The organism is Nostoc flagelliforme FACHB-838 (assembly GCF_014698065.1).
In the GTDB taxonomy this organism is placed as follows: domain Bacteria; phylum Cyanobacteriota; class Cyanobacteriia; order Cyanobacteriales; family Nostocaceae; genus Nostoc; species Nostoc flagelliforme_B.
Genome location: NZ_JACJSI010000156.1, coordinates 1 through 14,325 on the forward strand (window position 1 = coordinate 1; position 14,325 = coordinate 14,325).

Below are 14,325 nucleotides of genomic sequence, written 5' to 3' on the forward strand. Positions count from 1 at the left end.
CCTCGCCAACAAAAAATCTCAAATCATCGAAATGAGAGATTTGGTCACAAAGTGGTTAGCAAAAATGGGTCTAGAATTAAGTCCTAGCAAGACCAGAATTGGTCACACTCTACTAAACCCGATAATCCCAGAAAAAGAATCAGAAGACCATAAAGACTCCGGGTTTGATTTTCTCGGATTCAACGTCAGGCAGTATGAGGTAAATGACAACCACTCAGGGAAGTCATCCAACGGTAAAAAGCTAGGATTTAAGACATTCATCAAACCCAGTAAGAAAGCGATTAAGAAACACTACGACGCAATCGCAGAAATTATCGACGCTCACAAATCAGCCCCACAAGCTGCACTAATAGCAAAACTTAACCCCGTCATTAGGGGATGGGTCAACTACTATTCGACAGTTGTAAGCAAAGAAACATTCTCTAAGCTTGACAATCTAGTGTATCAAAAGCTTTCCAGATGGGCGAATCGCCGCCACCCAGGTAAATCTGGGTCATGGGTAGCCAATAAGTATTGGCATACCGTAGGCGGGAATAATTGGGTATTCTCAGTAACTAGAGATGGTCTTGTAGCCGAAACCTTAATCAGCCATGCTAGCAAGCCAATTGTTAGACATATCAAAGTTAAGGGGACAGCATCGCCATTTGATGGAAACCTGAAATACTGGAGTTCTAGAAGAGGAGAACACCCCCTAGTGACTACGAGAGTTGCAAAACTTTTGAAAGAACAAAAGGGTAAGTGCGCTCACTGCGGATTGTACTTTAGGGAAGACGATTTAATCGAAGTTGACCATATCACCCCCAAATCCCTTGGCGGAAAGGATAAATACGGCAACCTCCAAGCATTGCATCGTCACTGCCATGACAGTAAAACTGCCAACGATGGTAGTAGAGGTACTCATAGCAAGAGCCAAGTCATTGAGGAGCCGGATGAGGTGAAAGTCTCACGTCCGGTTCTGAAGACGAGCGGGACTCGTGAGAGTTTCGCTTAGTTTAATCGTTTGGGGGATTCCTGGGGTTTGCTCTTGCGGGGTGGATGCTCCGCCATTGCCAAGAGGAGGAGAAGCAGAAAGCAGTTTTTGAAGACATCGCCCAAAAACGGGACGCAGCAAGAGCAGAGATGGCCGCACGTTCCGAGCTACTAGAGAGTTACCGAGATGTTGCGATCGCAGAAGTCCAATTACAAGCTGACCTGGATCTAATCGCTTCAGATCGCACTGTGGATATCCAAAAAGCCGAGATTTACGCTCACACTGAAATTGAAATCACCCAATTGGAGGCAACTGACGCAATCTTTGAGGCGCAGACGGCTGGGATGACCGAGCAACAGAAAGCGGAGTACATTAAGCAGTTGCGCGAGATGAAAACGCCCTATCTACAAGGTAGCCAGACTCTACAGGGGACGATTGACCCCAACGATAAGGTTACTGGGGCAGACAGCCAAGCAATCGCTCCTGGTGACAAATATCCCTGGATTAAAAACACCATCGGCTACCCCACTTTAATCTTTGGTGGCATGGGTGCTGGGAAATCCTGGACTACCAGAGAGATTATCTGGCATAAGCGTCAAGCCGGTTGGAATCAAATTTTTGTACTTGACCCACATGGTACTGAGGTTGAATGGCGAGGGGTAAACCTGATTACTGGTTACAGGGAAATAGCCGACTTTATGCAATGGTACATGGCGGAAATGCGCCGCCGTTACAAAGCCTATCGTGAAAGCGGAATGGTTGAGGAGCAATGGACGCAACACTTAAGAGACACAAACCAACATTTCTGTGTAGTCGCTGAGGAGTTTACGACCTGGACAGATAACATTGTTGAGCCAATGCCAGACGATTTTCCGGATGAAAAATGGAAGCCTGACCCTGATTTTGTTGGTAAATGGTTTCGCTGTGCCATGACTGAATCTCGCAAACAATTAATGATTCCTTTGTTTGTCGCCCATGACCGCACAATGGAGATTTTAGCCAAAGCCAAAGGACTATCAAAACTTCGGGATGCGGCACTGTTAGAAGTAGAACTAATCGCAACTATTGACCCAATCACCACAGAAGCTAAAGCTAGTGGTAGGGGTAGGATTAAGCTACCTGGGCATGGGCAATGGATTGATATTGAATTGCCCAAATTAGACCACAAGCGAATTGATTTTCGGCTTGATGAATCTAGAACAGTTAATGAACCGCCAACCATCGATAAAGCCACTTTAGAGCGGATTTATGAACTGGAATTCAATCTTGGTAACAAAGCAGGTGACACCCAAGATGAACCTAAGAAACTATCACCCCAGGCGCAAAAGCTGTATGAATATCTCACTAGAACTGAGCGAATAGAAGCTGATGTAAGAGAGTTCAAAGGCAACTTTAAAGTGAACGGTGAGAGATTCACTGTAGAACAAATAAAGGGCTGGATGTATGAAATTGTGGGAGCAGGATTGGCGGACTGGATAGCCGAGGGTGTTATCAAGCTCAATCAAATTTGACTGCTTTCTGTGTCTGGTGTCTAGCCCCAAAACCGCCCTTTTTTCGCGGACACAGGACACCGGACACCACAGACACTAAAGCCCCAAACCCTTATCCTGTGCAGACACCAGCAGACACTACCCCAGACACCGCCCAGACACCAAGTGTCTTAAACGTGTCCGCTAGACACCAATAATAAATAACCGGATAAACAGCCATTTATTATTAGAGGATTAATAAAATCATGCTGAAAATAGTAATTGTTGAACCAGAAATATTCACGCTCCTAGGCATCAAAGGTGCTATTTCACAATCCCCAGATATAGAAGTAACTGGTGATGCCACTTCTGGAAAACTAGGGTTTCAGTTAATTGAACAGACCAATCCTGATGTTGTGTTAGTTGATTTACTATTACCCGACATGAGTGGTTTAGAACTGACTCGCTCAATTAAAAGGAAAACTAATAGTAAAGTGGTAATTTTTACTAATCAGACTCATTCAGACTTTATTAACTCAGCTTTCCGTCATGGGGCTGATTCTTATATGCTCAAAAGTGCTGATATAGAATTGATTGAACTAGCCATCCTGGTTGACTGACAAAACTCATGACTTAAAGCTGTAGGATCTGGCTGTAAACTCACGTTCCAGACGTTTTGTATCCTGCTTTTTTGAGAGGATTGGTTCGCGACGACATATCGCGAACCAATCTCCTTTTCCACATCCCGTGAAAAGTCAGGTCGCTTGAGTGTGAAGCGATCACGGTAGTTTAAGAATTCGTATGTAAACTTTTGTAATAAATTTAAATTCCTGCGAAAAATTTGAGTTTTGGGCTGATATCAAAATGTAAGCAGTTTAAGAGATAAATATGGCAACCTTATCTAATCCCACGCTGTCAATCGATCTCCTTACTGGTTCAGAACCTAATGTCCCTGCAACGGTCAAAGCCCCCTACCAGTTGACTCGACTGCTCAGAGTATAATTACTTACCTAAAAATTGTAGTAAAAAGCACTTGCTCATTCTTGGCGGGATGATTCTGAAATTGCTTTAAAATGCTGTAATCAAGGCTGAGTAAGGATAAAGCAAATATTTTTTGAAAGAGATTAATTTTATTCAGTTTAAGTACTATCTAAAATCTATACATACTGTTAATATCAAGCTGTAATGGTGATAATACACTTTGCAACACGACTAATTCTTTGAAACTACAGAGGTTTAGACTATGGCTCCAGTATCTGACATTGTTCTGCTACAAGACTTATCAGGGTCATTTGGTGATGACTTACCCAGGCTCAGAGAGATCATTGGCCCACTTGTAGATAATTTAAGGAACCCAATTTTAGAACGTATTTTTGGTGCTGACCCTTTCTTTGGTGTTTCCTCTTTTGTAGATAAACCAGTTAGTCCTTTTGGTAGTAGTGGTGACTATGTTTATCGACAAGACCTCGCTCTGACAAGGGATAGCAATAGTGTTGTTTCAACAGTCAATAGCTCTACCTTTTCTATTAGAAATGGTGGTGATGGGCCGGAAGCACAACTAGAAGCGCTTCTGCAACTAACTTTCGATCCCAATTACAGATCAGGTTCAACTCGCATTGCTTTAATAGTTACCGATGCTCCTTTTCACCTACCACCAGATGGTGTAACACAGGCTGGTTCTACTATTACTCGACCTAACAATGGAGATAATGTAGTCGATGCTGATGAAGATTATCCGGCTATTGCACAACTAAGAGATAGGCTAATCGCAAGTAATATTATTCCTGTTTTCATAGTACAAGAAGATGTTGTCGGCCTTAAAAATACTTACCAGGGGCTAGTTGATGACCTTGGACGGGGTTTAGTAGTAGGTTTTGAACGCGGTAGTGAAACTATCGCTGATGCTATAAAAGTAGGCGTTGCTGGTGCAAGAGGAATAATAACTGCATTGGGAAATAATCCCGCTACTCCCGACGATATCTTTGATCTAACAGGTACAGATGATGATCAAGTCGTCTTTACAGGTGATGGTCAGGACCAAGTTACCGGAGGAGATGGTAATGATTATATTGATGTGGGATCTGGTGATGACAACGTTAATGGTGCTTTTGGTAATGACATCATAGATGTTGGCAATGGTAACAACATAGCTCTTGGAAACGAGGGTAATGATTATATATTCACGCTCAGTGGTTCGTCTGGAGGAAATGTTTTCTCTGGAGGCGCAGGTAATGATACTTTGATCGGCGGTTCTAGCGCGGATAATCTCAGTGGGGAAGCTGGTAACGATGCCCTAAAAGGGGGTCGTGGTAACGATAGGCTCGAAGGTGGGACAGGTGATGATATTCTTCAAGGAGATGATGGTAACGATAACCTTACAGGTGGAACAGGTAATGATATTCTCCAGGGAGGCGCTGGTAACGATAATCTCAATGGTGGTGGTGGTAATGACATCCTAACAGGAAGCACAGGTTCAGATATTTTTGAATTTAGCACTGGAAGAGCCTTCACCATAGCTACTTTCGGTGTAGACCAAATTAGTGACTTTTCAGCAGCTGAGATAGACAAAATCAGTTTATCAAAAAGAAGTTTTACGGCTCTAGACAACACTAGCAATGGTGGATTAATTGCCTCTAACTTTGCCGTAGTCACTAGCGATTCTCTAGCCCAAGGTAGTAGTGCAGAGATTGTTTATAACTCTAGCAATGGGAACTTGTTCTACAACCAAAATAACGGAGTGGCTGATTTTGGTACAGGAGGATTGTTTGCAACTATTGCGGGTTCTCCTCTTTTAACTGCTTCCGATTTCTTGGTTTTTGCTGTGTAGATTAGAAAATTTTGGCATTCATCTCACGCTTCCTTCGAGTGGGGCGTGAGAGCAATGTCTACTTTTTGGGGCTACGTCGGAGCAAGACAAAAACTCGTAGTGCTATGTATAGCACTACAAACTAGAAAACTATGCTATTCAAGGTGAGAGCTTACGCCCGACTCAAAATGTGGTTTCCTGAGAATGAATTGTTGATAAAAAATATTAACAGGTTTTAGCGATGGCGTACCGCCCGCCGTAGGCGATCGCACTTTCAATATTCCAACGTGAGTTGAAGCTTACGCCGATATAGCGCTGCGAAGCAAAGTGCAAAAATGCGGCACTCTGACCCCAGGCGCTGCGAAGCCTCTCCCGAAATAAGAGCTTACGCCCAAAACAAGTAATAAATAGTAGAAGCAATTTAAAAATCATCTAGGCCCTAAGAGCTGGATAATGGTATTCGGTATTGGAAACCACCATTCCCAATACCGCAGCCTGGGTGGAGTCATGAGCAAAGATAGCGAATCCGTCGAGTTAGTTGTAGTCCAAAAATTAGAAAATGCCCTTTCGGCGAAGATTGAGGCATACTTTGCTGGCTCCATTGACTCCAACCCCGACGTGTTGGAGGAACTGCTTAAATCCAAAAATAGTGAGGGAACCCGTCGGGCTTACCGCAAAGATATCACAGATTTTTTTACTCGCATGACGGGCCAGCGCCCTAACCGGGATTCTATTTTGGAGTTTTTACACCTGGACGGTCACAAAGCAACGCTGGTAGTGACTAAATATAGATCCATACTCAATGAAGCTGGACTAGCACCTAACACGATTAACCGTCGACTAGCTGCAATTAAATCTTTGGTTGCTTTTGGACGAAAGCTGGGAGTTTGCAACTATGCTGTGGATGTGGACAGTATCCCAGTGCAGTCCTACCGCGACACTAGCGGTTGTACAGGCGAGGAATTTTTGACAGTCATTAAGGGGTGCGATCGCTCGACTTTGGCAGGGAAGCGGGACTATGCTTTGTTGCTGCTACTGTGGGGCAATGCTTTGAGGAGAAATGAGATTAGCACTTTGGACTTGAGGCATTTTGACGCATCTAGAGGGACGCTATCAATTTTTGGGAAGGGCAAGCAAGTACGAGTGACAGTCAATCTGCCAAAAGTCACGGTCATTGCGATTACTGACTGGCTGATTGCCCGTGGTGATGAAATGTCTTTGTCCCGCCCGTTATTTACCTCGGTTGACTTCCAAAATTCTGGTCACAGGTTAACTGGGGATGGCATTTATAAAATAGTCAAGCGATTGTTTAAACGGGCTGGTGTTGAAAAACAGATGTCCCCGCACCGTTGCCGTCATAGTGCTATTACAGCTGTACTTGAAAAGACTGATGGCAATGTGCGGAAAGCCCAGAAACTCAGTAGACACGCTAAATTGAACACACTTCAGATTTACGACGATAACCGCAACCGCGACCAACTGGAAATGTCTGAGCTATTGATGGATGGGTTGGATTGATAGGGTGTCTGGAGAGGTTTTAGTTAAGCGATGGTCTGAGCCGTTTTAATTATACTAAAAACGGGTTAGAGCTTTACTTTTAAAATCGCTAAGAGATTAACAGGCAAAATTTCCTTTGTCTAGGCAAAAGTCCAGTAATCAGCCATTCGTGAGAGGTTAGAATGATTGCACTTTTGTCAAGAGGGTGCGGGAAAAGGAGATAAATCCAGCTTGGAGAGTGGCTTTCGGAGATATTTAACCACACCTAAATCTTGATTCTCTGGGGCGGCAAAGTATTTAATCGGATCATCAGCTTTACCTTTATCATAGGCAACACTAAAATGATAAAGTCCTCGATAAATCATCTCAAGAGAAATGCGGTCGAATGGTAGAGATAATTCGTCTGCAACCGCGTCTCCCAAATCAACTAAAACAGCATAAAATAACCAAGTTGCCCAGACTTGTAGCTTGACACCATTAATAGAGCCAGTCCACAAATAAGACAGCCCCAATAAACGTTTAACTGAGTAAAAAGCTTCTTCAATCCTCCATCTTCTTCGATATAAATCTGCCACGACATAAGGAGGTAAAATCGCAGGATCGAGAACAGAAGTAATATAAGAATAACTAGTTTTACCAACCTTTATTTCAATTAAGCGTAAAGTTAAAATTGGTGCGCCACGACGAACAGTTCCAAGCTGAATCAGTCGATCTTTAAGCGAATGGTCATAGCTAAAAATCTTTAAGTATTTAATAGATGCTTTTGCTTTTAAACGAGTAATAAAATGGACTTCTTGGTTAATAAGTTGTTGCAAGAATTGGAAATGATAAAAACCTCTGTCAAGTAAAATAAGAGTTTTAGCAGGTAGTAAACTCAGTAATGAAGCTTCAAAATTCGTCTCTGATGCGGCGGGATTAGTGTGAAACCAAACTTCAATAGGTAAACGAGTTACCAAATCAATAACTGTACAAATTTTTCCAGCTAATTGCCCTGTTTTTAAGTCTTCTAGGCTTTTCAGCTTGCGAAATAAAGCTTCTAATGTTGACCCATCAGCTATCCAAATTCGGTCAAAATTATGCAATGTAAACTTAATACTATCTGGTAAGGGTCGCCTCAATCGTTGCTGCCAATTAAGTTGTAACTGAGGTAATAAATCTTTAAACACTCGCTCAAATAATTCAGCCGGAAAAACTAAAAATCTTTGAGAGAGAGATTGTTGGGCAACATTAGTAGCACGACACCACAATAAATCTTCTCTTGCTAAAAGTCTTGTTAATTCTTGAACTCCCGGAACTTGTCGCCATAATAAAGTTAATACTGCTGCTACCATGAAGGACAGATTTATAATTCTATCTCGTAAACCTAACTGTTTATAGTATTTTTGTTGAGCAAAGATAGCTGGAGTTAGTAACTCTTCTAAATGCGACGCAATCGCTTCATTATTTATGGTAGGAGTATGATGTTTTTGTGCGTGGTCGGAGTTCCGTTTTGCAGCTTTGGGCATGGTAGTCGATGAGCGCTTTTCATTACCACATTTAATTATTGAATTTACAATAATAATGAAACTCACCTTTGACAAAGTTATTCTCTCGTTACAATACTTTTTTGTTTCATATTTCGGCTGTTAAAAAACTAAAGATAATGATAATCAAATAGAGAGGAAGGAGGCGAGCGACGCTCGCCTTCTTCCTCTCCCCACCCACACGATTATCATTTTCATTTATAGTTGTCTTGAGTATTTTAACTGATTGACAAAATGCGTTTTATCTTAACCTATCACCGATGGTAATCAGCCGTTTTTAGTATAGCGATCACTACATCACGTACTTGTTTTTGAATCCTGCAAGTCTATATTATCTTCCAATTCTTCAGCAGTGTCTGAGTAATTGAACATGAAGACAAACTTGTTTTTAGGTAGAACCAAGGTTGGAAGATAGAACGGTAAACCTTCCCAGTCATCTTCTTTTCTACCTTGTTCCAAAATGACAATAAGTGTAGGAACATTAGGATATTCTTGCTTTGCCTTATTTACCCATTCAGGGCTAGTAAAACCAGAAGTTCCTCTCCACGTTCCTGACCCATCTTTTGCCGGTCTATTTTTTAATCTAAGTCCCTTGCCTTTTGTTTCTTTTCCCCGACGAACATTGAGCCGTCCCTGCTGAATACCTGCCGTATTCTTCATGGCCTTGAGTACCTCTTGAACTCGTTTATCCTCCCAGGGATAATTACCAGCAGGGCGACTTGGCATATATGATAAGATATTCAGTAAAAAGTCAATATCTACTTCATATAGCATATCTTCATCGCTATACGGCTCTAAAAGCTTGGTTAAATGCTCTGTATGCTCCTTAATTTCCGAAGCTTTCCAGAGTGGATCAGGGGGGAAAATAGCTATCCCAGGTGTAAAAGCATTAATTGCTGACGGATTTAAGACATTAGAACGAGTTGGTTTCAGTTTTGACCCTACCCAAACGGGCTGAATGTTAATATTGTTAGGGTCATCACCTATAGCTTGGCGCATTCCCTCATCAGCTTCATGAATTGCTCGGAAATCTTCTAAAATATGCTGAGGCAGAAAAAGGCGAGTCACATCAAGTAATTCCTGACGATAACCAAACATTCGTGCGTGCTGATGTACTGTATCCATCGTCTTTTGCTTGGCATCACGTCCGTAATAAGTAATCATTAATCCCTCAATAGTGACACCACGGCCAAGTCTGTTACCCCCTATAAGAATGTTCATTCCTGGGCTATACTTTAGTTCTTTATCTGGATTGCTTGCATCAATAACCTTTGGTATGGCATTTCGTAGCTCATGCTCTAGCTCTATAACTAAATCATTGAGTGGTGAGAGATTTTTTGCTGTTTCACTTAACTCTGTATAGGCTTGATTTAGCCACTTAATTGCTTCTTCACGCTTTGTAGCAGAGAGCTTTCCTCGAAGAGCCTTATCAAGCTCCACAACAAAGCTACGAATAACCTTTTCCAACGTGCTATGAGTGATGCGCTTGTGGTCAATATGAGCCAGAAAAGAGTATTTAGCATCTGAATTTTTGGCAGATTTTATTTTATATATTGAACCTAAGAAGAAACAGCATAGAGATAGTCTCAATCCGGGAGGAATATCCCAATTATTACCAGGGTTTATCTTTCCTCCCTGTTTTTTTAATTGTTCTAACTCTTCTAGTTCAACTTTCGTACAGCAATATTTGCTGTTGTCTGAAAAAAATAAATCTCCTCCAATATAACTATCACCAGGTTGAGGAAGAGCAGCACAGAAAACTGGTTTACAGGGATGATTAATATTTTGTAGTAGAAGGCTTTGAGGAGTTGCGGTAATCTGCAAATATATATGATTAGCTACCTCTTTGCGAATATTACCAATTTTTTCAAAAATTGCACTATCTGGAACTGTATCTTTACCTTTTTTAGCCTGTTTTGCTTCGTTAGTATTTGGGCTGGCATTATCAGCTTCATCATCAAATATTAGTGTAGGCACACTACTGGCTTTAACAGACTTGAGAACTTTCAACAAATTATCTAGGTGACTTTTATTCTTTGTAGATACTAGGACAACACCAGTATCTTTGATATAATCAAGTAATTGGTTAGTTGCAAAGTCTTCTGGATCATTTCTCCATTGTTGCCAATTAAAAACAACCGGGCCACCTTTAAGTTGATCGGCAAAACGACCCGCAGTTTGTTCGCCTAAGCACGTATTATCAGAAGTCAACACAATGAAACAACGGAAATGGTTAGCCTGAGCAAGTGCCAGTGTAGCAATAGTAGTATTAGTTTTACCGCTTTGGACTTTGCCATAAATTAGTCCGGTAGTACCATCAGCTATTTTTCCCTTGTGAGGCTGACTAACAATACCTGTACCTGTAGTGCCAACATCACCAGAACCAAAAGTTGTCGAGTAGACATCAACGCAATTCTGGACTACTTCAACAGCAGTTTGTTTTAATTGCTCTGCTGCTGTATCCCCAATTTTGCTTTTAAGTCTGTCAATAACCTTATTAATACAATATCCATCCGTTGCAATATTTAGCTTACTCATCGGTGTTGTCTAAGTTGGAAAAAAGTACACGAGGCCAGTCATTTTGAGGTACTGTCTGATCCATCTGTTGTCTACCTGGGCCACTTATATGATAACTACCATGTGCCTTGCGAGACATGGATATATGCTGACCAGCAATACCAACATTTTTGTCCAATATACTCCAAAGCTTTTCCTGAGATATGCAACAGATACCGTCTTTATAACAGATAAATGCCAAAAATACTGAAATACCGTGATACTTATTATGCAGAGTATCCAAGGCTAATTCTTCTTGACTACTTAAGGTAAATGGCCATGCAGATTTGGGTTTCTTGGAAACTTTAAAGAGAATAGCCAATTTACTGCTATCAGTTTCAATTAGGTAGATGGAGGAATGTATCCAAGATGCGTGAGTTATAGTGAGGCGCTCTCCATGATCAATTAGTCGCAAAAATGCAGCGCCATAAAGGAATTCCCGATCATTGATCATGGTCAAATCTATCCGTGATAGGAGTTACGGATAATCCCTATAGTTAAAATACCCAATTAAACCGATAAAATTAATCTACTCTTTAAGCCGAACTAGCACTTGATTAGCGATCGCTGATTTTATTCCTCTTTTTTACTGGGACGATACGTTATCTTTTTTAGACGAGTTACTCAACATAGTTATTAACCGTTTAATTTGCCCAACCCGCTTGCGTTGGTCGTAGCGGCGCTTGGCTTCTGTAGTAATTTTTTCAAAAAGCGCATTATCGGCATTAGCAAAAGTCCAAGCAGCTTCTAGAAATACCTCAACTGTGATTCCCCTGTCTTTACAAAAGCGTGTTAATTCTTGGTCGAGGTCTTTTTCTAGAACTATTGCTGCACGTTGTAAAGTTATGTTAAGTAAATTTTGAAAACCCTTGATACACTATTGTTTCAATGCTGTCTTACAATACACGTCTCAATACTGATGTATGGGGCTTCAAAAATGCATTCAAATCCTTGATCTATTTTTTATTTTGTTTCTCTAAGATAGGTTGGTAAGAACTGATCTATTTCTTTTGACGAAAAGGTCATTTCCTCATTAACTTTCAATGCTTTTTGGGCAGCCTTATATGCCTTTGTGTTAGTATCAGGTGCCTCTTGATATACATGAGCCAACTGAGCTACCAAAGCATCCCTTTGGTCACGAACTTGATCATTTGTTAATCGCGCATCTTTAATATCGGCTATTAAATTGATATACTGCTCACGAATAATCCATAATTGTTTAGCGCATTTACGATGGGCTTCAATCTCCAGGGCGGGGTCAAAACTTAGCTGATAAACGGCAACACCAAGGGCGAAAGCAGAGGTAAATGCAATAAGGCTTGTTTTAAACGGAATCATATCGAAAATAGGGGTAAGAGTCCCTCCGGTAGTCAAGACTAGCGCTACGATGTTGGACATTTTTATCCAATAGGCTCGCGAGTTTAGATGATCAATCATCTTTTGATGAGTTTTATGGGTATAGACTACCCTACCAAAAGATTCCCTTATTGAATCCAAGGTTGAGTTAATGGTCAAATTCTCTACTTCTCCTTTAAAAAATTTTATATAATCAATTTATGAAAAATCTACCAAAAATTTCTTTCCACTTTAAATTGGCGCTATATAATTTTCCGTTGTTCTCGTATGAGATTGCTTCGAGTGCATTTGTGTAAGCCTGAGCAGCTTTATACTCAAATAACCCTATCCGAGATACACGTTCATAGCTACCAGGAGCCTGCCAGTATTGTTGCGCCTTATCCCTTTGTGATAAGAATTTCATAAAATCCCTAATCATATAATCGTAATAAAGAAATGATTTATCATTGTATTCCCATTGGGACATAAAGTTATAAGCAAAAGTATCTATCAGTAAACCCTTTATTGGAACATTATTTGTCTGTTTCCATGCTCTTGCCATTCTTGCTAAATGCTTAACTTTCTTATTGTATAAAGTATTAGCATAATTAATTGCACTTATCTCAGCTATAGGGTTGTTTTTTTTCCAAGAGCCGCCGTTATTAGAATCTGCATAAGTAAAACTACCATCTGTGTTCTGAAAAACAGGTACTACTTCAAACTTAATTCCGTCACCGAATTGTACAACGACAACCTGACCGTCACCACCAATTTCTGTTAAAGGATACGTTGTCTTGATAGATTTTTTAACAGTTTGTAATAAAGCTGATTGTCCGTTGAACATATACAAGTTATACTGACTATAAACAGTCCCAGGAAGCAGAACTGCCAGATCCACATCACTATGTTCTCTAATATCGGTTCCACGCCCATAAGACCCTAAGTATCTTATGTGTTGTGTTTCAGAAGTACTGTTCCAAAAATCTAGGTTGATTCTTTTTGTGATACGTTTGCAACGAATCGATATTATTTCGTCATCGTTAGTACGTAAGTTGTCAATTAAACGTTTAAATTTCTCCGTAATTCCCACTTTGTTTTCTAATAAAAATAGAAGTATCATCAGTTACCCTTAATAGTTTAGCCAATCCAAAGCTCTGTAGATACATTTGTCGAACTCCCGCACCTTCCTCATAATGGCGATTTCGTTATCAGGGAGGTAAACGCATTGCAGACTACTTCTTAGGGACTTCCAAAGAATAAATTATTCCAAGAAAAACAAGGGACATACTCTCTCAATTGCTGGGATGTATAACGGGTCGTCGGCTTTTTCTCCTGATAGGATTTCAGCGGCAATGAGTCGGGCATCATCAAAAGCTAATTTATCATCAGTTAGTTTCTCCATGCTTGCAAATTCAACTTTTCATATTTTCTAATCATTCTTCATCCTCTACTTCTACAGATAAATTCTCCAGTTCTGCCTCCAACTGCTCAATAGTTGGTAACTTGGTTTGTAACTCTTTTGGTAATGACTTAGTAAGTTGAGTTTGCCATTCAGCAATCCCAATTGGTTTATTGACATCACGCAGTGCATACTCAGCAATAACATTATCCTTACTTGCACATAAAATTAAACCAATTGAAGGACTATCTACAGGAGATTTGAGCAAATCATCCACTGCCGAAAGATAAAAATTTATTTTTCCTGCATATTCAGGTTTAAATTTACCAGTTTTCAGTTCAATTACTATAAAACAATGTAGTTTAACATGATAGAAAAGCAAGTCTATATAAAAATCATTATCTCCTACTTTTAAATTATATTGTTGACCAACAAAAGCAAATCCTACACCCAATTCTAAAAGAAATTGGGTAATGTGTTTAACAAGTTCTTTTTCTACTTCTCGTTCTTGTGCTGCTTCTCCTAAACTTAAAAAATCAAAAACATAAGGGTCTTTTAAAGTCTCTCTAGCAATGTCTGATTGAGGAGAGGGTAATATAACATCAAAGTTATTAACAGCTTTCCCCTGACGTTCAAAAAGTCTATTGTTAATTTGTAGAGTTAAAATATTTCGACTCCAACCGTTTTCTAAGGTTTTTTGTACATACCATAGCTTTGCTGTTATGTCTTTGATAGCATCCAAAATACGAACATTATGCCCCCAAGGAATT

General features: G+C 40.3%; 12 protein-coding genes and 1 pseudogene. 5 read left to right on the forward strand and 8 right to left on the reverse strand.

Annotated features, from left to right (window positions below; translation table 11 throughout):
* The 5 genes from H6G97_RS34285 to H6G97_RS34305 form a co-directional block, all read left to right on the forward strand.
* A partial coding sequence (locus H6G97_RS34285; protein ID WP_190944872.1) for a group II intron reverse transcriptase occupies positions 1-991 on the forward strand: 991 nt, incomplete at its 5' end.
* Between the two features lie 44 nt (positions 992-1,035).
* Positions 1,036-2,481 (forward strand): hypothetical protein, encoded by a 1,446-nt coding sequence (locus H6G97_RS34290; RefSeq protein WP_190944873.1) that lies wholly within the window; start codon positions 1,036-1,038, stop codon positions 2,479-2,481.
* Between the two features lie 224 nt (positions 2,482-2,705).
* On the forward strand, positions 2,706-3,059 hold the full coding sequence (locus H6G97_RS34295; protein ID WP_242055602.1) for a response regulator: 354 nt from the start codon (positions 2,706-2,708) through the stop codon (positions 3,057-3,059).
* Positions 3,060-3,682: 623 nt separating this feature from the next.
* Entirely contained in the window at positions 3,683-5,266 is a 1,584-nt protein-coding gene (locus H6G97_RS34300; RefSeq protein ID WP_190944874.1) for a hypothetical protein, read from the forward strand.
* A gap of 432 nt (positions 5,267-5,698) precedes the next feature.
* A complete protein-coding gene (locus H6G97_RS34305) occupies positions 5,699-6,763 on the forward strand; it encodes a tyrosine-type recombinase/integrase (protein ID WP_242055604.1) in 1,065 nt (354 codons plus the stop codon).
* A gap of 188 nt (positions 6,764-6,951) precedes the next feature.
* On the opposite strand, the pseudogene H6G97_RS34310 reads toward H6G97_RS34305, so the two are convergent.
* From H6G97_RS34310 to H6G97_RS34340, 8 genes and pseudogenes are all read right to left on the reverse strand, one after another.
* Positions 6,952-8,247, reverse strand: a pseudogene (locus H6G97_RS34310) (IS4 family transposase); the annotation flags it as partial.
* Between the two features lie 315 nt (positions 8,248-8,562).
* Positions 8,563-10,803: a Z1 domain-containing protein gene (locus tag H6G97_RS34315; RefSeq protein ID WP_190944876.1), complete on the reverse strand. Its 2,241-nt coding sequence runs from the start codon at positions 10,801-10,803 to the stop codon at positions 8,563-8,565.
* Complete coding sequence (locus tag H6G97_RS34320; RefSeq protein WP_190944877.1) at positions 10,796-11,275, reverse strand: hypothetical protein; 480 nt, start codon at positions 11,273-11,275, stop codon at positions 10,796-10,798. Before H6G97_RS34320 ends, H6G97_RS34315 begins: the two co-directional genes overlap by 8 nt.
* 132 nt (positions 11,276-11,407) lie before the next feature.
* Positions 11,408-11,695: a carboxysome distribution maintenance protein McdB gene (locus H6G97_RS56475; RefSeq protein ID WP_479684974.1), complete on the reverse strand. Its 288-nt coding sequence runs from the start codon at positions 11,693-11,695 to the stop codon at positions 11,408-11,410.
* Between the two features lie 89 nt (positions 11,696-11,784).
* Positions 11,785-12,336 carry an SLATT domain-containing protein gene (locus tag H6G97_RS34325; protein ID WP_190944878.1) on the reverse strand — a complete coding sequence of 184 codons (552 nt, stop codon included), beginning with the start codon at positions 12,334-12,336 and terminating at the stop codon, positions 11,785-11,787.
* 34 nt (positions 12,337-12,370) lie between these two features.
* Positions 12,371-13,276, reverse strand: a complete 906-nt coding sequence (locus H6G97_RS34330) for an SMODS domain-containing nucleotidyltransferase (RefSeq protein ID WP_199349849.1) — start codon at positions 13,274-13,276, stop codon at positions 12,371-12,373.
* Positions 13,277-13,417: 141 nt separating this feature from the next.
* Positions 13,418-13,558 (reverse strand): hypothetical protein, encoded by a 141-nt coding sequence (locus H6G97_RS34335; RefSeq protein WP_190944882.1) that lies wholly within the window; start codon positions 13,556-13,558, stop codon positions 13,418-13,420.
* Between the two features lie 31 nt (positions 13,559-13,589).
* Positions 13,590-14,325: PDDEXK nuclease domain-containing protein (locus H6G97_RS34340; protein WP_190944879.1), on the reverse strand; the 736-nt coding region annotated here is incomplete at its 5' end.

Bases quoted from the DNA above. Each gene is read 5' to 3' on its own strand.
- H6G97_RS34315 (WP_190944876.1), bottom strand. From the start codon at position 10,803: ATGAGTAAGCTAAATATTGCAACGGATGGATATTGTATTAATAAGGTT.
- H6G97_RS34305 (WP_242055604.1), top strand. From the start codon at position 5,699: ATGGTATTCGGTATTGGAAACCACCATTCCCAATACCGCAGCCTGGGT.
- H6G97_RS34335 (WP_190944882.1), bottom strand. From the start codon at position 13,558: ATGGAGAAACTAACTGATGATAAATTAGCTTTTGATGATGCCCGACTC.
- H6G97_RS34320 (WP_190944877.1), bottom strand. From the start codon at position 11,275: ATGATCAATGATCGGGAATTCCTTTATGGCGCTGCATTTTTGCGACTA.
- H6G97_RS34290 (WP_190944873.1), top strand. From the start codon at position 1,036: ATGCTCCGCCATTGCCAAGAGGAGGAGAAGCAGAAAGCAGTTTTTGAA.
- H6G97_RS34300 (WP_190944874.1), top strand. From the start codon at position 3,683: ATGGCTCCAGTATCTGACATTGTTCTGCTACAAGACTTATCAGGGTCA.
- H6G97_RS34295 (WP_242055602.1), top strand. From the start codon at position 2,706: ATGCTGAAAATAGTAATTGTTGAACCAGAAATATTCACGCTCCTAGGC.
- H6G97_RS34330 (WP_199349849.1), bottom strand. From the start codon at position 13,276: ATGATACTTCTATTTTTATTAGAAAACAAAGTGGGAATTACGGAGAAA.